Raw genomic sequence first — 20,500 nt, 5'->3', positions numbered from 1 at the left:
ACGCGTATGAGCGAAGCCGGAGCTCCCGACGAGACGACGACCTGGCCCGAACTCGCTATCAGTCTCTACGATCGGCTGACCGGTCGCAACGCCGAGATCACCTACGATTTCGAGGACATGGAAGTGGACGTGCCGAGCAAGACGGGCGAGGACCCCGACTACGCTCACTGGCGTATCGACGGCACGCTCACCGTCACGACACGCGAGAAGGAGTGACGACCGATATCGAACGGGAGAGCCGAGAGCCGATAGAGACGGTCGCGGAGCTACTGGACGCGCTCGAAGACCGGATGTCGCTGGCCGTCGAGGCGGACCTCAGCGTCGAGATCGACGGCCACGGCGCGACCGTCGTCGGTTACGACGACGTCGTCGCGGTGGACGTCCCCTCGCTCCCGGCCGCCCTCGCGCTGTGGCGGGGGTTGCCGGTCGATTCGATGGACCTCGGGGCGGCGCTGGCGTCGGTCGGCCTGACCGCCGAGTTGCAGGTCCGCGGCGTCCCCGTGGCGCGCGTCGGCGAGGACGCCACGCCGAGCGCCGCGGCCCGGCGGCTCGGACTCGGATCGGTCGAACTCGTTCCCGACGGCGTCCCGCTGGCCGCGGTCACTCGACGGCGCGGATGAGGTCGAGCAGTTCGTCCCGGTAGTCCTGCGGTGAGCAGTCGAGTTCCGGCGGAGCGTCCGCCAGGCCGAGAATCTCGGTGACCGGGCGGTCCGGATACGCGCCTGCGGCGATGCGGAAGCCGTCGCCGTGCCAGACACCGACCCAGCCCGTTATCGACAGCGTCGCACCGATCTCGTCGAGCGACAGCGACGCGGTGTACGTCCGCAGGCGGGCGCGGTCGCCGCTGTCGGTTCGGACCCGCTCTCGTCGGCCGCGTTCGACGTCCGCGAACCCGCGTTCGCGCAGTTGCTCGGCGAAGGCGGACTGGGCCTCGGCGCGGACCGTCGGGAGTATCATCGCCGGCCCGATGCCGGGGGCCAGCGGCGGTCGGAAGGTCAGCGCCGTGGCGAAGAAGAAGCGCCACTGCTGCTCGACGCCGGCCGCGTCCCGGGCGGCCTCGCGGGTTCGACTGTCGCCGTAGAGGCGGGTCGCACCGACGACCTTCGCCGTCGGGAGCCGGAACACCGTCTCGACGGTCTCGTCGGTCAGTTCCCAGCCGCCGTCGCGCAGTCGGGATTCCGGAACGGCCGGAAACGAGGCGTCGTCGGACACGCTATCGGCTCAGTGGTCGTCCTCGCGCCACTTGTGTTCGCACTCGGTACAGGTGAAGAAGCGGGTCTCGGACTCGTCGGCGGCGCGGATCTGCTTCATCTCGTAGAAGGCGCGGTCGTTCCCGCACTCGGGGCAGCGCTCGCTGGTCGTCGGTCCCATGTCCGCGGCGTCGACCTCGGAGGTGTCGACGACCTCGGACTCCTCTTGGCCCTGCGTGGTGACGGCCATCTCCCGTTCGGTCTCGTCGTCGCGCAGTTCCTCGTGGCCGCAGCTCCCACAGACCCAGCGGTCGCCTTCCGTCTTCATCATCGAGCCGCATTCGTCGCAAAATTGCATCGTTGCCCCCACTAGCCGTCCGTCCGTGTTAAACGTCGGGGTTCAGTCGTTGTTGAGCCACGACGAGCACGCCTCCATGTCGTCTAACTGCTCGCCGTGGTGGGTGCAGTACGGTTCGACGTCGCCGTCGTCCATCACGTACTGGAAGTGCCGGCAGTTCCCGCAGTACTTGTCGGGTTCGCCGCGGTGGACGGCCGTCTCGGTGATGGGGTCGTGGCCGGTCGACGAAGCCGTCCCGCCATCGGTCGACGGCGAAGCCTCCGGGCCGGCGTTTGCGATGGACGGATCGAGGTCTCGCTCGGAGAAGGTCGGTCGGTCGTCTGCCGTCGAACCGCTCTGCGTCGACTCCGAGGACCGGTCGGTGGTCGTCGTGTTTCCCCGAGAGGCGTCGGCGGACTGGGCCCGCTCACGGCCAGTCGTCGGCCCCCGACCGAACGCCTCGGTGTCGCCGCCGTCGCTGACGGCGCTCTGACCGCCGTCGGGTCGGTTCGTCTGCGTCTCGACGCTACCGTCGGGGTCGTCGCCGAAGAAGCCGATGCCGCCCAGTCCCGGGATGGCGCGGGTCTCCTCGACGAGTTTGATGGTCCCCTCCTCGGTGACTTCCATCCGGGCGGTGCCGCCGGGTGACTTCCGGGTCTTGAACGTCGCCAGCGCGACGAAGAGACACCAGAACGTCGTCAGGATGCCGGCGAAGTAGACGACGCTGGTCCCCAGCGCGAGCGTCGGCGCGCTCGTCATCCAGTTGTAGGGGTAGATGTGCTGGAAAGCGACGACGCCGAGCAGCGAGACGCCGGCCCCGAGCACCGCGAACGCGCGGGTTCGGGCGCTGGCGGGTAACACGGCGAAGATGCCGAGGACGACGGTCGGCAGGCCGACCCCGGCGACGATGCCGCCGACCTCCCGGGCGGCGTAATCCCCCAGCCCGACCCGCGTTCCCACGTCCGTCGTCGCGAGGGCGATGGCGGCGACGAGTCCGGCGGTGCCGACGAGAAACAGCGCCGTCCCGACGACCTGCTGGCGGCGAGACGCGACGCGGCCGACCTCCCCCTCGTACACGTCCGTCAAACTGGTCATGGACGTGTCTAGCACCGCGCTCCTCAAAACTTCACGTCAGACGCGCGTCTGACGCACCGCGGAAAACCAGCCGCCCCGGTGAGTGGCCGTTAGAGGGTCTGAAAACGGGATTGAACGATACAGGCCGTCAGCAGCGCCACCCACGGATAGCCATGAATCTCCGCAGTGTCTCGATTCTCGACGCTACAAAAAATGAGAGAGCGCAGGCCGGCGCTACGAGAGGTCGCGCTCTCGCACGCCGTCGCGGATGTTCGCCGCTCGCTTTCGCACGCGGGAGACGTAGCGTTCGACTTTCTCGGGTTTCTCGCCGTAGAACGACGCGGCCCAGTGAACGTCGATGCCGGACTGGGTGAGGAAGTACGCGACGAGAGTGTCCCGGCCCGCCTGGATGATCGCCGGCGGGACGCCGCGCTCGCCGGTGCCGGCCTCCTCGAAACCGTTGACATCGAAGTAGACGTCGGCGTACAGCGTCGCGTCCTCGGCGTCTTCGAAAGCGATACCGCAGTGGTCTGGAGCCTCGAATCGATAGCGCGCGCCGCCGTCGACGTCGCTCTCTTCGAGGATGCGGACGCCGAGGACGTACTCGCGGTACGCCGAGTCCGTCTCGGCCGTCGTCGGGTGGTCTGTTTGTGACATAGAGCGTGTGGGGGATAGGTCAGTGTGTCAGTGGGGACCGACACAGGGGGGTTACTCGTCGCTGTCGTCGTCGCTCTCGACCTCTTCCGTCTGGCACTGCGGTCCGCGGCCGGGGTTGTCATCGGAGTTACCGGAGCTCTCGCCGGAGTTACTAGGACTCTCGCCGGAACTGTTCGGACTTTCGTCCGAGCTGCCGGGACGTTCCTCGAGATAGTCCGGCTCGTAGACGTAGAGGCAGTCGTTGGGGTAGGACCGAGCGGGACCGCCGAAGCCGTCCTCACAGCAGAGGACGCGGCCGTCGCGCATCGCGTAGACGTTGTCGATGTTCCGGAGCGCGTCGTTGGCGTCCTCGGGCGAATCCGTGAAGTCCGGTCCGGTGATGACGGGTTCGAGCGTCGAGACGTTGTAGTCCGATTCGAGTTCGGCGCGGTAGACGACGCCGCCGTCGACGCGGTCCATCTGGACGTCGCCGGTCTCGTTCGCCAGGTCGTCGTTGAACTCCGAGATGCCGAAGTAGACGAAGTCGCCGGGGCCGGCGTCGTCGGCGCTGTCGACGCCCTCCGCCTTGTTGAACTCGATGGAGGCACCGATCTCCTTGGCGGCCGCGCGAGTCTCGAGGAAGGGGACCTTCCGAAGTTCCTCGTCGACGCCATCGGGGCCGTTCTGTTCGTACTGCTCGGCCCACTCGACGATTTCCTCGTTGGTGATGTAGTTCTGATTGCCGTTCTCGATGATTTCGAGGTCGGCCTCTCGAACCGCGGCGTCCAGATTCTCGCTCCAGTCGATGTCGGCGTGGGCTTCGAGGTAGTCGGTCTGAGTCACGTCGTCGTACTCGGCGATCCAGGACTCGACCTCGCCGTTGGTCGCGTGGCCCAGTTCGATCCACTCGACTTCGAGGGGCGTGTTCGCCGGGGAGTTGCGTTCGCCCACCTCTTCGGCGTTCGCGGCGTCGTTGGTGATCTTCGGTGCGTAGAGCGTGCCCGCGATGTCGTCGGTGTCTTGGTAACTCGGGATCGGCCGGTCGGCGACGAACTTGTAGATGCCCTTGCTGTCGCCGTCCGAACAGCCGTAGACGGTCCGCTTGTCCTTCTGGATGTCGGGAGCTTCCCACGCCGCGCGGCCCATGACCCAGTACTTGATGGGTTCGGGCGTCTCCGCCGCCGGCTCGCGGACGTCCACGAAGTAGCCGTACCGGTAGGGGTTCGGATAGGTGTCACAGATCGGCTGCGTGACGTTCTCGGCGCTGTCCTCGGCTTGGTCTCGCGGCTCCGCACCGAGGTAGTACGCGAGGAACTCGACGCCGCTGAGCGCCCAGTAACCCTGCGGACTGAACGGCGATTCGAGCGCCCCGTCCTCGGCGTACGCGCCGATCGCGTCCGCGATCTCGGTCGGGTTCGGTCGGTTCCAGAACTGGCAGCCGCCGACGAGACCCGCTCCCGAGTCCGCTGCCACGATGTCGCTGACGGTGTGGGTCAGATTGACGCGGGGATGCGCGTAGTTCTCCTCGGCGGATATCATCGTCTCCCACGGGCTGAGGTCGCCGTAGCAGTTGATCCGCGTCCCGCCGATGTCGCGGAACGCCGCCGTGTTCGTCACGTTCATGGCCTCGCTCAGGTCGGCGCTCCATTCGCCGTCGTCGTCCCGACCGAGCGGGACACGCGAGATGCAGCCCGGACTGTTCTCCCAATTGGTGAACAGGTAGCCCTCGGTCCCCGCCTCGTCCGTCGGGACGAACTGGTTGCAGTCGGGGTTGCTCCCGGAGAGACCGTACTGCGACCCCGCGAAGTACGGCCGCTCCTCGCGCTCGGGTTCGGGGAGACTCCCCCGCTGGACGATGTTCCGTCCGTCCGGCGTCTGCGTGACGCCGAGCAGCGAGGAGCTGTCGCCGATCGGCTCGCGACCGTAGAAGAGGATCTCGTAGTCCCCGGAGTCCGAGCGGACGTCGCCCTGTTCCGCTCGCGTCTCGGGGAACGAGACCTCGTCGAAGTCGTCGTTGCTCCCGTCGAACTCGAAGTTGAACCCGCTGAAGTAGCCGACCGCCGCCCGGTCGAACGGGTCGCCGTTCTCCGCCGAGGGGTGCTGGAGGCTGTAGAGTAGGGACCCGTCCGCGAAGACGAACGGTCCCGTGACCTCCGCGCCGAACGCCGTCGTCGAGAATCGCTTGAGCGACCCCCTGACGCTCGGTGCGCCGGGCGTATCGGACTCCGCCACTTCTTCGCCGCTCGCTGTCCCCACGACGCTCGCCCCCAGTGCGGCCGCGACCGAACTGGAGATCAGTTTCCGTCGAGTTAAATCGACCATGCGGGTGGAGGGTCGAAGATGGCCTAAAAATCGCTTTATATGAGGGCACTACAATCATATTTCTGATACCTATTGGCGGGTATCGTTACGGACCGTAGCGGAGCCGAAAACACCACTATGTCTACGATTCTCGTACAACTTCCAGATCGTCTCGAGTCCGCCGCCATCGGAGAACTATCTGTTTTTGAGATATCTTTCCAAGCCGGCGAGCCGGCTGTGGCGACGCGAACCGCCGGCTACATCCCCATGTCCGCGGCCGCCTCGGGCACCGGCAGCGCGTCGGGCGTCGTCCCGAGCAACTCGGCGGCGTGGTCGAGCGCCATGTCGAAACCGTAGTACCGTTCGAGTTCGTCGCCGTCGGCCGTCGGTCGCACCTTCAACATCGCGTAGCCCTCGACGTTCTGGGCGATGGCCGCCGTCCCTCCGGCGCTCTCGAACGTGAGCACTCGCTCCGCCTCGGTCTCTCGGTAGCGCGCGGTGATGCCGTCGGCCGTCGCCTCGGTCGCCCGCTCGGTGTCAGTCATTGGTGCGTGTAAGGAGGGCGGGTATGCGAACCTGACGGTCCGCTCCGCCGAACCGCAACCCCGAAGCGACTCGGCGCGTACGCTCCGGCATGGCGAAGTGGTTCCAGAGCGGGCGGCGGCGCGACATCTGCGTCCTGCTCGCCGGGGCAGACGAGGGCGAACTGACGGGCCAGCGACTCAAGACGCGCCTCGAACGCCGCTACGACACCCGGATCGAGCCCAAGAGCTTCTACGGGGCGCTGGAGGCGATGGAGGACGCCGGCTTCCTCGAACACCGCACCGAGGGCATCGCCGACAAGTACTCGCTGACCGACGGCGGCGAGCGACGCCTGCGCGAGCAGTTCGAGTGGATGGCCGAGAACCTCGGGGAGTAGTTTCGTCGACCCCCTCAACAGACGAGTTCTCCTGACTCGGTGCGGTCAGTACAGGGCATGTAGTTAGCATGTGTACCACGGTTCAATTTTTTCAAAAACCAGTTCCCGTCAGGGAATAGGCGGTGGTCTTGGCATAGTAATCCCCTTAGACGTGTCTCGTCGGAATCTATACCGAAGATTTGGTTGTTATTTCTCTCGGCTCCTATTCAGTACCGAGCCACGATCACCGGATTATAACTCCTGTTGAGTCGGTCGAATCAGCAGTTCGTTGACGTCGACATGGTCCGGCTGGCCGACCGCGTAGGTAATAGACCGGGCGATATCCTCGGGTGTGAGAGCGTCCATCGTCTCTAGCATCTGCTGGGTCTGTTCGCGCTGTTCGTCTTCGGGGATGTGGTCCGCAAGTTCGGTGTCGACGAAACCTGGTTCGATGCGGGTCACTCGGATATCGTTCTCGCCAGTAACCTCTTTTCGAAGGCCTCGAGAGAAACCGTTGACGCCAAATTTCGTCGCGCTGTAGGCGCTCGAACCGGGGAATGACTTCCGGCCGGCGACAGAGGAGATGTTCACGACGTGTCCGGACCCCTGCTGCTGCATTATCGGCAGGACCGCGTGGGTAACGGCCATCAGCCCGCTGAGGTTCACGTCGACCATCTGCTGGAAGTTGTCCGTGTCCGCAGATTCGACCTGTTCAAGTAGCATTACGCCGGCATTGTTGACGAGAATGTCGATGCGGCCGAACTCGTCGTGTGTCCGGTCGACCAATTCCTTGACCTCGTCCTCGTCGGTGACGTCTGTCGGAACGACGAGCGCATCGCCGCCAGATGATTTGATCCGGTCGGCTAACTGTTCAAGTTCGTCCTCGCGACGGGCCGCGAGCGCGACATTGACTCCTTCCTCTGCCAGCGACTCTGCCGTCGCCTCGCCGATACCAGAGGATGCACCGGTGATGAGAGCGACCTTTCCGTCGATGTCTTCAATTAGACTCATTATCCACTGTTTATAACGGGGTGACAAATAAGGGGCGCCGGGTGAGAGAAACACTGTCCGGTACTGTCGCTTCAGGCAGTCTCACCCCATAGTGATGCTTACTTACCTACTGAGGTTGCGTGTCGAAACCGGTAGACGTATTTATACGCTTGGGTGCTGTGCACCGGTTCTGCGCGGATACACGGATAAGAACGAATATTCTTGTACAGCCTGTATATATGGTCTTCCCATTGCAAGACTCGCTCTGTCCATTCAGCACAGCACCCTGAACACTACTGCGTTCTGAGAAGGTGGCCAGCGGTCAATAGGCGATCATACTTAACGGCCGTTTCACGATGGAATCTGTTTGAAGATGGGGTTCGACGGAGTCACAAGGGGATGAACAGTCGAGTCACGCCCCCGGAACGCCGACGGCGTCGAAGCCCGCGATGCCGACCAGCGCCAGCAGATAGAGGACGGCGAGCGAGGCGACCCACGCTATCAGGGCGATGAGGATCGCGTTCCCCCACCCGCCGGGATACCTCGCGTTGATGACGGCCACGTACGCGAGGAGGACGAGCAGCGGTCCGAGAAACGGGATCCACCCGAAGAAGAAGCCGACGACGCCCCAGACGACCGCCCCGAGTAGTGCCGTCACGATGGCGTAGGTGTAATCATCGTGGCCCGCGACGACGCGCGCACCGACGTAGATTCCCAGCGCGCCGACCAGCAGGCTGACGAGGAAGACGACGAGGGAGTCGAGGAGTGCCATGTGGGTCCCTCCGAAGACGGTGACGTAGTTATAGCGCCCTTACGGCGGGAATCCGCGGAATACCGCCGATTCGCCGAGCAGTCTTCACAGCGCTCAGTCCAGCAACTGGTCCGCGATGGTGTTGCGCAGCACTTCGCTGGTCCCCTCGTAGATCTCGTTGAGCTTGGCGTCGCGGTAGAACCGCTCGACGGGGAAGTCCTTGGTGTAGCCGTAGCCGCCGTGGATCTGGATGCCCTCGTTCGCCACCTCGCGGGAGACTTCGCTGGCGTAGAGCTTGGCCTGCGCGGCCTCCTTGACGAACGGTTCGCCGCGCTCTTTCAGGTCGGCGGCCCTGTGCATCAACATTCGGGCGGCCTCCGTCTTGGTGTCCATGTCGGCGAGTTTGTGCTGGATGGCCTGGAACTCGCTGATGGGCTGGTCGAACTGCTCGCGGTCCTGTGCGTACCGAAGCGACTCGTCGAGGGCGGCCTGTGCGATGCCGACGCCGCGGGCGGCGATGGTGATGCGCCCGCCGTTGAGCGTCTTCAGCGCGTGGACGAACCCGCGGCCCTCCTCGCCGAGGCGGCGGTCTTCGGGGAGATACATGTCGTCGAAGCGCAACTCGGCGGTCGGACAACCCTTGTCGCCGAGTTTGTGTTCGGTCCCCTCGACGACGAACCCGTCGTCCTCCTCCGGGCGGACGACGAAGGAGGAGATTCCTTTGTTGCCCGCCTCGGGGTCCGTCTTGGCGAAGAGGACGACCGTGTCGGCGACCGAGCCGTTCGAGATCCAGAGTTTGCCGCCGTTCACGACGTAGCCGTCGCCCTCTCTCTCCGCGGCTACGCCGCTCCGTTCCGAGGCGCTTTGCGCCTCGCTACGCTCCGCCGTGGTCTCCATCGCCGGCACGTCGCTGCCGGCTCCGGCCTCCGAGAGGGCGAACGCGCCGATGTCCTCGCCCGCGGCCATCGGCGCGAGGTAGGTCTCCCTCTGGGCCTCGTCGCCGAACTCGTAGACCATGTTGCACGCGAGCGAGATGTGGGCGGCGACGATGGTGCCGAGACCGCCGCTGCCGCGCGAGATCTCTTCGAGCGCCATCGCGTAGCTGTGATAATCGAGACCGGCACCGTCGTACTCCTCGGGAATCGGCATCCCCATCAGCCCCAACTCAGCCATCTGTTCGACGAGGTCGCGCGGAAACTCGTCGTCCGCGTCGATGTCGGCCGCCCGGGGGACGACCTCCTCGTCTACGAACTCCGCGACCATCTCCCGTATCTGGCGCTGCTCCGCAGAGGGACTGAAATCCATGCGAGTAGGTATCGAGCCACACCCCTTTACTGTTCGGCAACGGGCGACCCGTTGCCGGCGGTCGTATCCGCCCTCGTCGTCGCGTCTCGGTCAGTCGTACTCGTAGAAGCCCGCGCCGGTCTTCTTCCCGAGGTCGCCGGCGGCGACCTTGCGCTTCAGGAGATACGCCGGCTGGTAGCGGTCGCCCAGTTCCTCGTGGAGCGTCTCGGAGGCGTCCAGTACGACGTCGAGGCCGATGTGGTCGGCCAGTTCCAGCGGCCCCATCGGGACGTTCGTGCCGAGCGTCATCCCCCGGTCGATGTCCGCCTCCTCGGCGACGCCCTCGTCGTAGGCGCGGATCCCCTCGTTGATCCACGGCATCAGGATGCGGTTGACGACGAAGCCGGGCTTGTCGTCGGCCTCCCACGTCTCCTTTTCGAGGTCCTCGGCGAAGGCGTGACCGAGCGCGAGCGTCTCCTCGCCCGTCTTCTCGCCGACGACGACTTCGACGCCCTTCATCACCGGCACGGGGTTCATGAAGTGAAGACCGAGCACGCGCTCGGAACGGTCGACGGCGCTGGCGATAGTGGTGATCGAGAGCGTGCTGGTGTTCGTCGCGAGAACCGCCTCCGGGTCGCAGGTCTCGGCGAGATCCGAGAAGACGGACTGCTTGACGTCCATGTCCTCGGTGACCGCCTCGACGACGAGGTCACAGTCAGCGAGATCGTCCAAGTCGGTGGTCCCGTCGATGCGGCCGCGCGCGCGGTCAGCCTCTTCGCGGGTGAGCTCGTCGCGGGCGACCAGTCGGTCGAGGCTGTCGTCGATGGCCTCGAACCCCGCGGAGACGAAGCGCTGTTCGACGTCGCGCATCACCACGTCGTAGCCGGCGGTCGCGGCGACCTGCGCGATGCCGTTTCCCATCGTTCCCGCGCCGACGACGCCCACGGTGTCGATCTCGTCGAGTTCCATGGTCGAGGTTCGACCCGACTTCGTGTAAGTCTGCCGACGGTAGTGGAACAGTAAATTTGCTTACCATCACCGAAAGGTGTGACTTACTACCACGCTAAAACCCGCAGACGGCGCGACGTTCCAATAATTCACTCGAACCGTAGTAAATGTCAGGAACAAGATACTTATGGGGTGCGCCGGAATAGGAAAGTGACGTGACAGCGCTCACACCCGGACGGCCGACCCAGCTATCGACTACCCAGTGCGGTGTCCGGGAACCGACGCCCAGCATCTCCGAGAATGAGTAAATCATCCGACGCTTCGGCCGCCCAGGCCGACCAAACGGTCGCACAGGTAATCGACACTATCGCGGACACCGCCGCGGACGTACGCACGGCGATCGCCACGGAGCGCGAACACAGCGGGACGGTCAACCCCAGCGGCGACGAGCAACTGGCCGCCGACGTTCGCGCGGACGAACTGTTCGAACAGCGCATGCTCGCCATCGACGGCGTGGCCTCCTACGCCAGCGAGGAGCGAGCGGACGTGACGACGACCGACGGGCACGTTCACATGGCGATGGACCCGCTCGACGGCTCCTCGAACCTCGAGCCCAACAGCGGGATGGGGACCATCTTCGGCGTCTACAGCGAACAACCCCCCACCCACGGGAAGAACCTGCTGGCGGCCGGGTTCGTCATCTACGGTCCCGTCACCTCGATGGTCGTCGCCCGCGACGGCGCGGTCAAGGAGTACATCCTCGACAGCGAGGAGAAGCGCCTCGTCGACGACGACGTGACCGTCCCCGAGGACCCGACCGTGTTCGGCTTCGGCGGCGGCGTCGACTCCTGGACCGACAACTTCGGCTCGTTCGCCGAGGAGGTCCGTCAGGAGTTGAAACTGCGCTACGGCGGTGCGATGATCGCCGACATCAATCAGGTACTCAACTACGGCGGTATCTTCGCCTACCCCGCGCTGGAGTCCAGTCCCGACGGGAAACTCCGCCTCCAGTTCGAGGGGCAGCCGATGGCCTACATCGTCGAGACGGCCGGCGGCCGCTCCTCCGACGGCTCTACCTCTCTGCTCGATCGGAACCCCGACGAACTCCACGAGCGCACGCCGCTTCACCTCGGAAATGCTGACCTCATCGACCGCCTCGAAGCGTCGGTCGAGCAGTATCCGCAGTAGAGCGTCACCGATTCTACGGCCTCAGACGCCGCAACGACCCGTGTTCTGTTCGCTGAGCGTTCCCTTCCGACCCACCGGTGAGCGGCGCTCCTCGTCGGGGTAACTACTGTGACCCCGGGGGTCGTGTGGAGTGGTATGAAGGTACGTATCGCGGCGGGCGCGAGCCGCGAGGAAGCGTCCGCTATCGCCGCAGCCGTCGCCGAACACGTCGGCGAGACCGTCGAGGTGTTCGTCGGCGACAGCGACGAACCGACGCTCGTCCGCGAAGTCAGCGAGACGGACGACGACGGAACCGACAGCTCTCCCGAAACGGACGAGGACCTCGGTCCGACCGACCGCGAGGAGCGACTGCGCGAGGAGATCGCCGACATCGAGCGCGGCGGCCCGGAGAAGTACCGCGAGCGACTGGCCGAACAGGGGAAGCTCTTCGTCCGCGACCGCCTCGACCTCTGGTTCGGCGACGACGGATTGGACTTCGAGGACGGCCGGTTCGCCAACTTCGACAACTGGCATCCGGACAGCCCGGACATCGAGGCGAGCGACAACGACGACCGACTCCCGGCCGACGGCCTCGTCACCGGCGCGGGGACGCTCGACGGCCGGAAGGTCCACGTCGCCGCGAACGACTTCACCGTCAAGGCCGGCTCCGTCGCCAAGCGCGGCGTCGAGAAGTTCCTCCGCCTCCAGCAGCGCGCGCTGAAGACCGGCCGGCCGGCGCTGTACCTCGTGGACTCCTCGGGCGGCCGGATCGACCAGCAGCGGGGCTTCTTCGCTAACCGCGAGGGAATCGGGAAATTCTACTACAACCACTCGATTCTCTCGGGGGCGGTCCCGCAGATCTGTGTCCTCTACGGTCCCTGTATCGCCGGTGCGGCGTACACGCCGGTCTTCTCCGATTTCACCGTCATGGTCCGCGGGATGAGCGCGCTGGCCATCGCCTCGCCGCGGATGGTCGAGATGGTCACCGGCGAGGACATCGACCTGGAGACGCTCGGCGGCCCGGACGTACACGCCCGTCACTCCGGCAGCGCGGACCTGGTGGCCGACGACGAGGAGCACGCCCGCGAACTCGTCGCCGACCTCGTCACGTATCTGCCCGACAACTGCGAGGAGAAACCGCCCACTCGGGACCCCGTCGCCCCGTCGAAATCACCGGAGAGCCTCGATAGCGTCGTCCCGCGGGAGCCGAACAAGGGCTACGACATGCACCGGGTCGTCGACCGCGTGGTGGACGGGGACTCCTTCTTCGAACTCCAGCCGGAGTACGGCAAGGAGATTCTCACCGGGTTCGCGCGCATCGACGGCCGCACCGTCGGCGTGGTCGCCAACCAACCCGGCCACCGCGCCGGGGCCATCTTCCCCGACTCGGCCCGCAAAGCGGCGGAGTTCGTCTGGAAGTGCGACGCGTTCAACGTCCCGCTGCTGTACCTCTGTGACACGCCGGGGTTCATGGCCGGGTCCGGCGTCGAGAAGGAGGGGATCCTGGAGGCCGGCAAGAAGATGATCTACGCCACCTCCTCGGCCACCGTCCCGAAGCAGTGCGTCGTCGTCCGGAAGGCCTACGGCGCGGGCATCTACGCCATGTCCGGTCCGGCCTACGACCCCGAGGCGACGCTCGCGCTCCCGAGCGGCGAGATAGCCATCATGGGGCCGGAGGCGGCCATCAACGCCGTCTACGCCAACAAGCTCGACGCCATCGACGACCCCGAGGAACGGGCCGAGCGCGAGGCCGAACTGCGCGAGGAGTACCGCCGCGACATCGACGCCCACCGGATGGCCAGCGAGGTGGTCATCGACGAGATCGTCCCGCCGAGCGACCTGCGGGCGGAGCTGGCCGCCCGCTTCGAGATGTACGAGACCGTCGAGAAGGACCGTCCCGAGAAGAAACACGGCGCGATCCTGTAACGGCGGTCAGTCGGCCGTCGAAGCGGGGGCAGGCCCGCCGAGCGTCTCACGAGTGAGTTCCGGCGTCCCGCGGACCGCCAGCAGCGCCGCCGCGAGCCCGAACACGGCGGCCCCCGCGAGACCGACCGGACTGGCGACCAGTTGCGCGACTAGCTCGCTGTCGGACCGCGCGTACACCGCCACGAACCCGGCGGAGCCGTTGAAGACGCCGTGTAGAAGCGCCGCCGCGAAGACCGAGTCGGCGCGCACGACGAGATAGGTGTAGAGCGGGGAGAACGCGACGCAGGCGAGCGCCATCATCCCGACGCCGACCACCGGAAACGACGGGAAGTTGTAGCCGTCGAGGATGACGGGCGCGTGCCAGAGACCCCACAGCGCGCCGATGGAGAGCGACGCCTTCCAGAACCCCAGCGGCGCGAGTTCCCACAGCAGGTAGCCGCGCCAGCCGAACTCCTCGCCGAAGGCGAAGACAGCGTTGATCGTCACTCCGGCGACCAGGACGACCCCGAAAACGGCGAGCAGGCCGGCCACGCCGCCGGGGAGCGGGACGCCCGGCAGCGGATTCGCCGCCGGGTCGAAGGACACGCCGGGGACCGCGAGCGAGAGGACGAGCGTCAGGCCGACGAGCGGCAGCGCGACCAGCGCCGCGGCGGCCAGCCACCGCGGCCGCCCGAGTCGCAGACCGACCGTCGACAGCGAGATATCGCTGGTGAGCACGGCGACGAGACCGGCGACCATCGGCGTGAACATGTAGAGGGGGCCAGCGCGACCATGCGAATCCCGGTCGCCAGCGAGACGGCGACGATGAGCGCCGCGAGACCGACGAGCGCGACGCCGAAGCGGGCGAGGCGATTCGTATTCGGCCGTGATCTCTCTGCTCCCGCCACGGTCACTCCGGTTTCCGCTCGACCAGCGCGGTCCGCTCGAACGTGCAGACGAGCGTGTCGTCCCCCTTGTAGACGTCGACCCGCATCGTGACGACGCCGCGTTCCTCGTCGCTGGTGAGTCGCGTCCCGGTCACCGTCGTCTCGGCGCGGATCGTATCGCCGTGGAACACCGGCGCGGGGTGCTCCACGTCGTCGTAGGAGAGGTTGGCGACGATGGTGCCGTCCGTCGTGTCCGGGATCGTCAGGCCCACCGCCAGCGACATCGTGTAGAGCCCGTTGACCAGTCGCTCGCCGAACTGCGTCTCGCCGGCGAACTCGGCGTCCAAGTGGAGCGGCTGCTGGTTCATCGTCAGGTCGCAGAAGCGCTGGTTGTCGCTCTCGCTTATCGTCCGCCGTTTCCCGTGACGGATGGTCTCGCCCTCCTCGAACTCCTCGTAATAGAGGCCTGTCATACCGACGGGAACGCACGCCGGTCCCTTAGCAGTAGTCCCATCGCCGGGGTCGAATCGGACGAGACGCGACTCGCCGGCGGAACTGCAAGCGCCGACACTTAGGGACCGGGGGAGTGTATGCAGTGGCATGCCCCGTCGTAGCATCCTCTTTTCCCCCGGCGACGACGCCGGGAAACTGCGGAAGGCACCGGAGACGAACGCCGACGTGGTAGTCTTCGACCTCGAAGACGCCGTCGTTCCCGACCGGAAACCCGCGGCCCGGAAGACCGTCCACGACGCGCTCTCTGACGTGTTCCCGGCCGACTGCGAGGTCTGCGTTCGCGTCAACCCGGTCGACGAGGGCGCGGCCGAGGATCTCGCCGTGGTCCTCGACGGCCCGACGCCGGACAGCGTGATGCTCCCGAAGACGAGCGACGCCGACGACGCACGTCGGCTCGCGGAGCTGTTGGCGGACGCGGGCGTCGACTGTCCGATACTGGCCCTCGTCGAGTCCGCGGCGGGCGTCCTCCACGCCGAGGAGATCGCCGCCGCCGAGGCCGTCGAAGCGCTGATATTCGGGGCCGAGGACCTCGCCGGCGACATCGGTGCGACCCGGACTGAGGACGGGAGCGAAGTCGAGCACGCGCGCCAGCACGTCGTCCTCGCGGCGCGGGCCGCGGACGTGACGCCCATCGACACGCACTTCCCCTCCTACACCGACGACGAGGGGCTCCAGCGAGAGGCGAAGCGCGCGCTCCAGTTGGGTTACGACGGGAAACTCGCCATCCACCCGGCGCAGGCGACCATCATCAACGAGGTGTTCACGCCGACGCCCGCGCGGGTCGAGTGGGCCGAGCGCATCCTCGCGGCGCGCGACGAGGCGGGCGGCGGCGTCTTCGTCGTCGACGGCGAGATGATCGACGCGCCGCAGATCCGGCAGGCCGAACGGGTCTTAGAGCGGGCGAACGCCGGCCGCGAGTGAGCGCCCGAGGAGCTATACCCCCGCGGGCCGACGTGTGTCGTGTGCCATCGATACCCGAGGCGTACCACGACCTGTTCGAGAAGCCGACGTTCGCCCACGTCGTGACTATGCTACCCGACGGGAGGCCCCACTCGACGCCCGTCTGGGTCGACTACGACGCCGAGGGCGACCGCCTGCTCGTCAACACCGAACGGCATCGACGGAAGGCGAAGAACGTCGAGAACGACCCGACGGTCGCCGCGAGCATGACCGACCCCGAGAACCCGTATCGGTTCCTCTCGATAACGGGGGAAGTCGACAAGGTGACGACCGAGGGCGCACGCGAGCACATCGACGAACTGGCGAAGCGGTACATGGGCGAAGACGAGTATCCGAACCCGATCCAAACAGAGCGGATCGTCCTCCGCATCCGCGCCGACGAAGTGTTCACGGGCGGGTAGGCCCCTGCCTGCCAATGACGGCGGTATCCTTTTCCTGTCGGTCGACCACTGTTAGCGTATGTCTGACGAGGTAAATCCCTTCGAGAGCTTGCAGGAGCAGATCGACGACGCCGCCGGTTATCTCGAGTACTCGCCGGACGTGCTCGACCGCTTGAAAAACCCCGAGCGCGTGCTCGAGACGAACCTCTCGGTCGAGATGGACGACGGCTCTATCGAGGTGTTCCGCGCGTATCGCTCGCAGTTCAACGGCGACCGCGGCCCCTACAAGGGCGGCATCCGCTATCACCCGAACGTCTCTCGCGACGAGGTGAAGGCTCTCTCCGGGTGGATGGTCTACAAGTGTGCCGCCGTCGGCATCCCCTACGGCGGCGGGAAAGGCGGCATCAAGATCGACCCCGACGACTACTCGGCCGACGAGATGGAGCGCATCACCCGGTCGTTCGCCGAGGAGCTCCGCCCGCTCATCGGCGAGGACCGCGACATCCCCGCGCCGGACGTCAACACCGGTCAGCGCGAGATGAACTGGATCAAGGACACCTACGAGACCCTAGAGAACACGACCGAACCCGGCGTCGTCACCGGGAAGGGACAGGATTCCGGCGGGAGCGCCGGCCGGATGGAGGCCACCGGGCGGTCGGTGATGCTGACGACCCGCGAGGCCTTCGACTACCTCGGGAAGGACATCGAGGGCGCGACCGTCGCCGTCCAGGGCTACGGCAACGCGGGGTCCGTCGCCGCGCGGCTCATCGAAGACCTCGGCGCGGACGTCGTCGCCGTCTCCGACTCCTCGGGCGCGGTGTACGACGCCGACGGGCTCGACACGCGAGCGGCGAAAGACCACAAGAGCGAGACGGGCTCGCTCGCCGAGTTCGAGGGGGCGAGCGAGGAGTTCTCCAACGAGGAACTGCTGACGATGGACGTCGACCTGCTGATCCCGGCGGCGCTGGAGAACGCCATCGACGGCGATCTCGCCGAGGAAGTGCAGGCGGACATCGTCGTCGAGGCGGCCAACGGCCCGCTGACGCCGGCGGCCGACGACGTGATGACCGAGCGGGACGTCGCCGTCTTCCCGGACATCCTGGCCAACGCCGGCGGCGTCACGGTCTCGTACTTCGAGTGGGTCCAGAACCGCCAGCGCTTCTACTGGGACGAGGAGCGCGTCAACGACGAGCTCGAACGGATCATCACGGACGCCTTCGATGAGCTCGTCTCGACCTACGAGAGCACCGACGCGCCGAGCTTCCGCACCGCGATGTACGTCGTCGCCATCGAGCGGGTCGCCACCGCCGCCGAGGAAGCGGGCATCTGGCCCTGAGCTCGGGCGCGGTCGTCGCCTCGTCTCGAACCGCCGCCACCGCCGGTATTTTGCCCTCGTCGCCCGAAAGGGGGATATGGTCGTCTTCGAACGGGAGGTCCGCGTGTCCGCGCCGCTCTCCGAGGTCTGGGCGTTTCACTCCACGAGCGACGGCCTCGTGGCCCTCACTCCGGACTGGATGCACCTCCGCGTCGAGGAGACGCGCGGGCCCGATGGCGACCCGAACCCCGAGGTGCTCGACGAAGGGGCAGTCGTCATCTCCACGGCCCGACCGTTCGGCGTCGGCTCGCGCCAGCGCTGGGTCTCGGAGATCGTCGAGCGCCGCTTCGACGAGGACGAGGGCACCGCCGTGTTCCGGGACGTGATGCGAGACGGGCCGTTCCCGAAGTGGGAGCACACCCACCGCTTCCGAGCCGACGGCGACGACGCGACCATCGTCCACGACCGCGTCGAGTACGAGCTGCCGGGCGGCCCCCTCGGCCGCGCGGTGGGACCGGTCGGTTTCCTCGGGATGGAACCCGTGTTTCGGTACCGCCACCAGCGGACCAAGGAGCTACTGGAAGGCTGAGCGGCGGCCGGCGTTCGCACCGCCGGATCGGTCGTGCGATTAGATGGCACAGCCGTGGCTTTATCCGGCAGTGGGACGCAGTAGCGCCCATGACGGACGTACTCGTCGTCGGCGGTGGTCCCGCCGGTCTGAGCGCCGCACTGTTCACCGCGAAGAACGGGCTGGACACCGTCGTCTACGACACGGACGAGACGTGGATGCACAAGGCCCACCTGTTCAACTACCTCGGCATCGACTCCGTGGACGGCTCGGAGTTCATGGAGGACGCCCGCGATCAGGTCGAGGAGTTCGGCGTCGACCTGCGCGAGAGCGAGGTCGAGAGCGTCGAGGAGAGCGGCGACGGCTTCGTCGCTACCGTCGACGGAGAGGAGGTCGAGGCCCCGTATCTGGTGCTGGCGACCGGCGCGGACCGCGGGCTCGCCGAAGAGCTGGGCTGTGACTTCGACGGCGACGTGGTCGACGTGAACGTCTCGATGGAGACCAGCGTCGAGGACGCCTACGCCACCGGCGCGATGTGCCGCGACCAGGAGTGGCAGGCGATCATCTCCGCCGGCGACGGCGGCGCGGCCGCCCTCGACATCCTCTCGAAGGAGGAGGGCGAGCACTTCCACGACTTCGACGTGCCGGACGACGCGTAGTGACCGACGCCGACTTCGCGGACTTCGACCCGCGGGTCGGCCTCGCCGTCGCGGTTCTCGCGGTCAGTACGAGCGCCATCCTCGTCAGAGCGAGCGACGCGCCCGCCAGCGTCGCGGCCTTCTACCGCGTGGCGATGACGACGCTGTTAGTGGCTCCGCTCGCGCTCTGGCGCGACCCGGGCGCGTTCTCGAAGCTCGCCCGCCGGGACCTGCTGGCGGCCGCGGCCACCGGCGTCGCCCTCGCGGTCCACTTCGCCGCGTGGTTCGAGAGCCTCGCGTGGACGAGCGTCGCCGCCTCGGTGACGCTCGTCCAGTCACAGCCCCTGTTCGTCGCCGTCGGCGCGTGGGCGCTGCTGGACGAGCGGATCATCCGCGGGACGACGGTCGGGATCCTGCTCGCCGTCGGCGGCATCGTCGTGATGTCGCTGGGCGAACTGCTCGGCGGCGGCGTCGGCCCGCGACCGCTGTACGGCAACGCGCTGGCGCTCCTCGGCGGGGTGATGGCCGCCGCCTACGTGCTGGCCGGGCGCTCGCTCCGCCAGCGGTTCCCGCTGTTCCCGTACGTCACCGTCGTCTACGCCGTCGCGGCTGTTTGCCTGTTCGCGTTCGTCCTCGCCGGCGGCCACCCGGTCGTCGACTACGCCGCTCGCGAGTGGGTTCTCTTCTTCCTGATGGCCGTCGGTCCGGGCGTGTTCGGCCACACGGTGCTCAACTGGGCGCTCGGCCACCTCGAATCGAGCCTCGTGAGCGTCTCGCTGCTGGGCGAACCCGTCGGGAGCGCGCTGCTGGCGTTTCTCCTGCTCTCGGAGCTACCGGGCGCGTGGACGCTCGCCGGGGGTGTCGTGGTCCTCGCGGGCATCGGCGTCACCGCGCGTTCCCGGACCGGCGTCAGCTAGCGTACTGCTCGATCGCGCCGCGGATGGCCCCCGCGTCGAAGTCGTGGTCCGGGCGGATGTTGACGAAGTCCAGAAACTCGTCGGCGTCGAGCAGTTCCTCGGGCGTGTAGTGCCGGGCCGCCGCGTCGACCGCCGCGTGCGCGCCGACGAGCGGTTCCAGCGCGCCCAGCGCGCAGGCGATGTCGTAGGCCCGCGCGTCGGCGATGGCCTCCTCGCGGACGCTGGTCGCGTCGATGAAGTAGAGTTCGCCGTCGGCGACGAGGACGTTCTCACAGCGGAAGTCGCCGTGGGCGAGGCCGTCCTCGTGCATTCGGTGGAGGTAGTCGAACACCGTCGGCGCGTGGCGTTCGACGGCCTCGGGTGGCAGGTCGTCGAGCGTGGCGAAGTCCCGCAGGTACTCGAAGACGAGCACGCCCATCCCGTTGTGCTCGAACGCCTCGATGGGTTCGGGCGCGTTCACGCCCAGTTCCCGCATCCGCTCGGTCGCTTCGAGTTCGTGCTGGGCCATCTGGGCGGGCGTCCCGAAGTGCTCGAAGAAGCCCTCGGTGCCCGAGGAGAACGCGCCGATGTTGCGGCCGGTCGTCAACAGCGCGTGGACCAGCGAGTTCTGCTGGGTGATGAGCTTCACGAACCAGCGGTCCTCGACGACGAACGGCGTCGAGAGCCAGTTGTCCGCCTCCAGGAAGACGACGCGGCCGGACGACTCGCCGTAGCGGTTGAGCACCGCGCGCGCGACTCCTTCCAGTTGCTCCCACGGGACCGACCCGCGGAGAAACCGACGAAACGCCATTGGGTGAGACGAGGGATGGGCGGCGGATAGCGCTTGTGCTCCGCATGGTAT

The 20,500-nt window shown here is 66.9% G+C and carries 24 protein-coding genes; 11 read left to right on the top strand and 13 right to left on the bottom strand.

Annotated features, from left to right (window positions below; translation table 11 throughout):
* The first annotated feature begins 6 nt into the window (after positions 1–6).
* Both GO488_RS05075 and GO488_RS05070 read left to right on the top strand, forming a co-directional pair.
* Positions 7–216, top strand: coding sequence for a hypothetical protein (locus tag GO488_RS05075; RefSeq protein WP_162316706.1), 210 nt, complete (start codon positions 7–9; stop codon positions 214–216).
* On the top strand, positions 213–620 hold the full coding sequence (locus GO488_RS05070) for a hypothetical protein (protein ID WP_241692893.1): 408 nt from the start codon (positions 213–215) through the stop codon (positions 618–620). Before GO488_RS05075 ends, GO488_RS05070 begins: the two co-directional genes overlap by 4 nt.
* Here GO488_RS05070 and GO488_RS05065 read toward each other — a convergent pair.
* The 6 genes from GO488_RS05065 to GO488_RS05040 form a co-directional block, all read right to left on the bottom strand.
* Positions 601–1,212 carry a DUF6517 family protein gene (locus tag GO488_RS05065; protein ID WP_162316705.1) on the bottom strand — a complete coding sequence of 204 codons (612 nt, stop codon included), beginning with the start codon at positions 1,210–1,212 and terminating at the stop codon, positions 601–603. The two genes, GO488_RS05070 and GO488_RS05065, sit on opposite strands and share 20 nt — an antisense overlap.
* A gap of 9 nt (positions 1,213–1,221) precedes the next feature.
* Positions 1,222–1,548 (bottom strand): transcription factor S, encoded by a 327-nt coding sequence (locus GO488_RS05060; protein WP_162316704.1) that lies wholly within the window; start codon positions 1,546–1,548, stop codon positions 1,222–1,224.
* Between the two features lie 42 nt (positions 1,549–1,590).
* Positions 1,591–2,622 (bottom strand): cell division protein CdpA domain-containing protein, encoded by a 1,032-nt coding sequence (locus GO488_RS05055; protein ID WP_162316703.1) that lies wholly within the window; start codon positions 2,620–2,622, stop codon positions 1,591–1,593.
* A 213-nt stretch (positions 2,623–2,835) separates the two neighbouring features.
* Positions 2,836–3,258 carry a hypothetical protein gene (locus GO488_RS05050; RefSeq protein WP_162316702.1) on the bottom strand — a complete coding sequence of 141 codons (423 nt, stop codon included), beginning with the start codon at positions 3,256–3,258 and terminating at the stop codon, positions 2,836–2,838.
* Positions 3,259–3,309: 51 nt separating this feature from the next.
* The gene (locus GO488_RS05045; protein WP_162316701.1) at positions 3,310–5,559 is read right to left on the bottom strand and encodes an alkaline phosphatase PhoX; all 2,250 of its coding nucleotides are present in this window, start codon (positions 5,557–5,559) and stop codon (positions 3,310–3,312) included.
* A gap of 236 nt (positions 5,560–5,795) precedes the next feature.
* Positions 5,796–6,083, bottom strand: a complete 288-nt coding sequence (locus GO488_RS05040; RefSeq protein WP_162316700.1) for a DUF7111 family protein — start codon at positions 6,081–6,083, stop codon at positions 5,796–5,798.
* Positions 6,084–6,172: 89 nt separating this feature from the next.
* On the opposite strand from GO488_RS05040, the gene GO488_RS05035 reads away from it, so the two are divergent.
* On the top strand, positions 6,173–6,457 hold the full coding sequence (locus GO488_RS05035) for a helix-turn-helix transcriptional regulator (RefSeq protein ID WP_162316699.1): 285 nt from the start codon (positions 6,173–6,175) through the stop codon (positions 6,455–6,457).
* A gap of 231 nt (positions 6,458–6,688) precedes the next feature.
* Here the strand turns inward: GO488_RS05035 and GO488_RS05030 are convergent, their stop codons facing one another.
* The 4 genes from GO488_RS05030 to GO488_RS05015 all read right to left on the bottom strand — a co-directional run bounded on the left by GO488_RS05030 (position 6,689) and on the right by GO488_RS05015 (position 10,430).
* Positions 6,689–7,447, bottom strand: a complete 759-nt coding sequence (locus GO488_RS05030) for an SDR family oxidoreductase (protein ID WP_162317539.1) — start codon at positions 7,445–7,447, stop codon at positions 6,689–6,691.
* 391 nt (positions 7,448–7,838) lie between these two features.
* Positions 7,839–8,198 (bottom strand): hypothetical protein, encoded by a 360-nt coding sequence (locus tag GO488_RS05025; protein ID WP_162316698.1) that lies wholly within the window; start codon positions 8,196–8,198, stop codon positions 7,839–7,841.
* 93 nt (positions 8,199–8,291) lie between these two features.
* Positions 8,292–9,482, bottom strand: coding sequence for an acyl-CoA dehydrogenase (locus GO488_RS05020; RefSeq protein ID WP_162316697.1), 1,191 nt, complete (start codon positions 9,480–9,482; stop codon positions 8,292–8,294).
* Positions 9,483–9,572: 90 nt separating this feature from the next.
* The gene (locus tag GO488_RS05015) at positions 9,573–10,430 is read right to left on the bottom strand and encodes a 3-hydroxyacyl-CoA dehydrogenase family protein (RefSeq protein ID WP_162316696.1); all 858 of its coding nucleotides are present in this window, start codon (positions 10,428–10,430) and stop codon (positions 9,573–9,575) included.
* A 279-nt stretch (positions 10,431–10,709) separates the two neighbouring features.
* Here GO488_RS05015 and GO488_RS05010 point away from each other — a divergent pair, with 279 nt between their 5' ends.
* Positions 10,710–11,597 carry a class 1 fructose-bisphosphatase gene (locus tag GO488_RS05010; protein WP_162316695.1) on the top strand — a complete coding sequence of 296 codons (888 nt, stop codon included), beginning with the start codon at positions 10,710–10,712 and terminating at the stop codon, positions 11,595–11,597.
* A 135-nt stretch (positions 11,598–11,732) separates the two neighbouring features.
* On the top strand, positions 11,733–13,502 hold the full coding sequence (locus tag GO488_RS05005) for an acyl-CoA carboxylase subunit beta (protein WP_162316694.1): 1,770 nt from the start codon (positions 11,733–11,735) through the stop codon (positions 13,500–13,502).
* 6 nt (positions 13,503–13,508) lie between these two features.
* Here the strand turns inward: GO488_RS05005 and GO488_RS05000 are convergent, their stop codons facing one another.
* Together GO488_RS05000 and GO488_RS04995 are read right to left on the bottom strand one after the other, a co-directional pair.
* Positions 13,509–14,252: a CPBP family intramembrane glutamic endopeptidase gene (locus GO488_RS05000; RefSeq protein ID WP_162316693.1), complete on the bottom strand. Its 744-nt coding sequence runs from the start codon at positions 14,250–14,252 to the stop codon at positions 13,509–13,511.
* Between the two features lie 139 nt (positions 14,253–14,391).
* Positions 14,392–14,841, bottom strand: coding sequence for a MaoC family dehydratase (locus tag GO488_RS04995; protein ID WP_162316692.1), 450 nt, complete (start codon positions 14,839–14,841; stop codon positions 14,392–14,394).
* Between the two features lie 127 nt (positions 14,842–14,968).
* Here GO488_RS04995 and GO488_RS04990 point away from each other — a divergent pair, with 127 nt between their 5' ends.
* The 6 genes from GO488_RS04990 to GO488_RS04965 all read left to right on the top strand — a co-directional run bounded on the left by GO488_RS04990 (position 14,969) and on the right by GO488_RS04965 (position 19,659).
* Positions 14,969–15,802 (top strand): HpcH/HpaI aldolase/citrate lyase family protein, encoded by an 834-nt coding sequence (locus GO488_RS04990; protein ID WP_162316691.1) that lies wholly within the window; start codon positions 14,969–14,971, stop codon positions 15,800–15,802.
* Positions 15,803–15,843: 41 nt separating this feature from the next.
* On the top strand, positions 15,844–16,242 hold the full coding sequence (locus GO488_RS04985; protein WP_162316690.1) for a pyridoxamine 5'-phosphate oxidase family protein: 399 nt from the start codon (positions 15,844–15,846) through the stop codon (positions 16,240–16,242).
* Positions 16,243–16,300: 58 nt separating this feature from the next.
* On the top strand, positions 16,301–17,557 hold the full coding sequence (locus tag GO488_RS04980; protein WP_162316689.1) for a Glu/Leu/Phe/Val family dehydrogenase: 1,257 nt from the start codon (positions 16,301–16,303) through the stop codon (positions 17,555–17,557).
* 76 nt (positions 17,558–17,633) lie between these two features.
* Positions 17,634–18,125, top strand: coding sequence for an SRPBCC family protein (locus GO488_RS04975; RefSeq protein ID WP_162316688.1), 492 nt, complete (start codon positions 17,634–17,636; stop codon positions 18,123–18,125).
* A gap of 89 nt (positions 18,126–18,214) precedes the next feature.
* Positions 18,215–18,763 carry an NAD(P)/FAD-dependent oxidoreductase gene (locus GO488_RS04970; RefSeq protein ID WP_162316687.1) on the top strand — a complete coding sequence of 183 codons (549 nt, stop codon included), beginning with the start codon at positions 18,215–18,217 and terminating at the stop codon, positions 18,761–18,763.
* Complete coding sequence (locus tag GO488_RS04965) at positions 18,763–19,659, top strand: DMT family transporter (RefSeq protein WP_162316686.1); 897 nt, start codon at positions 18,763–18,765, stop codon at positions 19,657–19,659. The genes GO488_RS04970 and GO488_RS04965 overlap by 1 nt, the downstream gene beginning before the upstream one ends.
* On the opposite strand, the gene GO488_RS04960 is transcribed toward GO488_RS04965, so the two are convergent.
* The gene (locus GO488_RS04960) at positions 19,652–20,449 is read right to left on the bottom strand and encodes an RIO1 family regulatory kinase/ATPase domain-containing protein (RefSeq protein WP_162316685.1); all 798 of its coding nucleotides are present in this window, start codon (positions 20,447–20,449) and stop codon (positions 19,652–19,654) included. The genes GO488_RS04965 and GO488_RS04960 overlap by 8 nt on opposite strands.
* Positions 20,450–20,500 lie beyond the last annotated feature (51 nt).

The sequence above is a fragment of the Haloarcula limicola genome (genome assembly GCF_010119205.1).
GTDB classification, from domain to species: Archaea; Halobacteriota; Halobacteria; order Halobacteriales; family Haloarculaceae; genus Haloarcula; species Haloarcula limicola.
This window is presented reverse-complemented; position numbering and strand designations above follow the sequence as displayed.

Excerpts from the sequence above, each read along its gene's own strand:
- GO488_RS05035 (WP_162316699.1), top strand. The coding sequence starts at position 6,173 with ATGGCGAAGTGGTTCCAGAGCGGGCGGCGGCGCGACATCTGCGTCCTG.
- GO488_RS05030 (WP_162317539.1), bottom strand. The coding sequence starts at position 7,447 with ATGAGTCTAATTGAAGACATCGACGGAAAGGTCGCTCTCATCACCGGT.
- GO488_RS04970 (WP_162316687.1), top strand. The coding sequence starts at position 18,215 with ATGACGGACGTACTCGTCGTCGGCGGTGGTCCCGCCGGTCTGAGCGCC.
- GO488_RS04960 (WP_162316685.1), bottom strand. The coding sequence starts at position 20,449 with ATGGCGTTTCGTCGGTTTCTCCGCGGGTCGGTCCCGTGGGAGCAACTG.
- GO488_RS05005 (WP_162316694.1), top strand. The coding sequence starts at position 11,733 with ATGAAGGTACGTATCGCGGCGGGCGCGAGCCGCGAGGAAGCGTCCGCT.
- GO488_RS04990 (WP_162316691.1), top strand. The coding sequence starts at position 14,969 with ATGCCCCGTCGTAGCATCCTCTTTTCCCCCGGCGACGACGCCGGGAAA.
- GO488_RS04995 (WP_162316692.1), bottom strand. The coding sequence starts at position 14,841 with ATGACAGGCCTCTATTACGAGGAGTTCGAGGAGGGCGAGACCATCCGT.
- GO488_RS05020 (WP_162316697.1), bottom strand. The coding sequence starts at position 9,482 with ATGGATTTCAGTCCCTCTGCGGAGCAGCGCCAGATACGGGAGATGGTC.
- GO488_RS05000 (WP_162316693.1), bottom strand. The coding sequence starts at position 14,252 with ATGTTCACGCCGATGGTCGCCGGTCTCGTCGCCGTGCTCACCAGCGAT.
- GO488_RS05075 (WP_162316706.1), top strand. The coding sequence starts at position 7 with ATGAGCGAAGCCGGAGCTCCCGACGAGACGACGACCTGGCCCGAACTC.
- GO488_RS05040 (WP_162316700.1), bottom strand. The coding sequence starts at position 6,083 with ATGACTGACACCGAGCGGGCGACCGAGGCGACGGCCGACGGCATCACC.
- GO488_RS04980 (WP_162316689.1), top strand. The coding sequence starts at position 16,301 with ATGTCTGACGAGGTAAATCCCTTCGAGAGCTTGCAGGAGCAGATCGAC.
- GO488_RS05010 (WP_162316695.1), top strand. The coding sequence starts at position 10,710 with ATGAGTAAATCATCCGACGCTTCGGCCGCCCAGGCCGACCAAACGGTC.
- GO488_RS05060 (WP_162316704.1), bottom strand. The coding sequence starts at position 1,548 with ATGCAATTTTGCGACGAATGCGGCTCGATGATGAAGACGGAAGGCGAC.
- GO488_RS04975 (WP_162316688.1), top strand. The coding sequence starts at position 17,634 with ATGGTCGTCTTCGAACGGGAGGTCCGCGTGTCCGCGCCGCTCTCCGAG.
- GO488_RS05050 (WP_162316702.1), bottom strand. The coding sequence starts at position 3,258 with ATGTCACAAACAGACCACCCGACGACGGCCGAGACGGACTCGGCGTAC.
- GO488_RS05045 (WP_162316701.1), bottom strand. The coding sequence starts at position 5,559 with ATGGTCGATTTAACTCGACGGAAACTGATCTCCAGTTCGGTCGCGGCC.
- GO488_RS05025 (WP_162316698.1), bottom strand. The coding sequence starts at position 8,198 with ATGGCACTCCTCGACTCCCTCGTCGTCTTCCTCGTCAGCCTGCTGGTC.
- GO488_RS05055 (WP_162316703.1), bottom strand. The coding sequence starts at position 2,622 with ATGACCAGTTTGACGGACGTGTACGAGGGGGAGGTCGGCCGCGTCGCG.
- GO488_RS05015 (WP_162316696.1), bottom strand. The coding sequence starts at position 10,430 with ATGGAACTCGACGAGATCGACACCGTGGGCGTCGTCGGCGCGGGAACG.